This window comes from Microcoleus sp. B7-D4, assembly GCF_036705125.1.
Taxonomy (GTDB): Bacteria; Cyanobacteriota; Cyanobacteriia; order Cyanobacteriales; family Microcoleaceae; genus Microcoleus.
In genome coordinates, this window is the sequence record NZ_JAUBTT010000264.1 from 1 (window position 1) to 1,252 (window position 1,252).

A 1,252-nucleotide genomic window follows, 5' to 3' on the forward strand; every position below is an offset into this window, starting at 1 on the left:
TTCTGGTTTATGTTAAGATAAAGACAGTAAATATCAAAAACAAATGAAAGCTAGATATCGCTACCGATGCTATCCGACACCCTCTCATAAATTGGCGTTAGCCAAGTTATTTGGGTGTGTCAGAGTAGTATGGAACGATAGTCTAGGTTTTTGCATTTCTGAATATATTGGAGGCCAAAAGAAACCGAAAAATGCCGAACTTCAAAAGCAATTCATCACTCAAGCTAAGAAGTTAGAGGAACGGGAATGGTTATCAGAAGTTTCAGCAGTTCCCCTACAACAATCCTTAAACGATTTAGAGCAAGCATACCAAAACTTCTTCAATTCATGTAAAGGGAAACGTCAGGGACAAAAAGTTAAACCCCCTCGTTTTAAAAAGCGGAAATCTCAACAATCCGCCCGATTCACTCTCACTAGGATTTTCCATCAAAGGTGAGAAGGTTTATTTAGCGAAAGTTGGGAAGCTTAAGGTGATTTGGACAAGAGAGTTGCCCTCAGAACCCAGTTCAGTCACAATCATCAAGGACAGTTCTGACCGATATTTCCTCAGTTTTGTCGTGGAAGTTCAACCCGAAGTCTTGCCATCTTCTGATAGTTCAGTTGGTATCGATCTAGGAATTTCAACCTTTGCAACTCTGAGTAACGGACAAAAAATAAAAGCTCCCAAACCCCTAAAGAAAAGGATTAGGAATCTGAAAAAGTTATCTAAATCTCTATCTCGGAAAACCAAAGGATCTAAACGACATGAATTTTATCGAAAGCGGTTAGCTAAACTTCACGCTAAACTAGCTGATACTCGCACAGATTTCCTGCACAAGTTATCAACTCAACTCATTCGTGAGAATCAAACGATTGTGTTAGAAGACTTAAATGTGTCAGGAATGGTTAGGAACCGCAAATTATCCCGTGCAATTTCTGATTTAGGTTGGAGAACATTTAGAACTTTCCTAGAAGCAAAATCAGAAAAATATGGCAGAGATTTTCGAGTCATTGATAGATGGGAACCGACTTCTAAAACCTGCTCTTGTTGTGGGTTTAAAATCGGGAAATTAGATCTCTCAATTCGAGAATGGATTTGCCTCAACTGTGGCACGTCTCATGATAGGGATATTAACGCCGCAACTAACATTTTAGTCGCCGGAGGACTTTCGGAGACTTTAAACGGGCGTGGAGGAAGCATAAGACTATCCCAGGATAGCAGCACCCAAAGAAGCGTCAACCCACCAGAATTTAAGCAATTGTCAATTTTTGA

At 39.9% G+C, this 1,252-nt stretch carries 2 protein-coding genes; both read left to right on the forward strand.

Translation table 11 applies throughout. The annotated features are described in order from the left end of the window. Positions 1-43 precede the first annotated feature (43 nt). Positions 44-436, forward strand: a complete 393-nt coding sequence (locus tag QUB12_RS37370; protein ID WP_333238103.1) for a transposase — start codon at positions 44-46, stop codon at positions 434-436. Next, positions 324-1,252 (forward strand): RNA-guided endonuclease TnpB family protein (locus QUB12_RS37375; protein WP_333311127.1); only part of this gene is annotated, 929 nt, incomplete at its 3' end. The genes QUB12_RS37370 and QUB12_RS37375, both read left to right, overlap by 113 nt.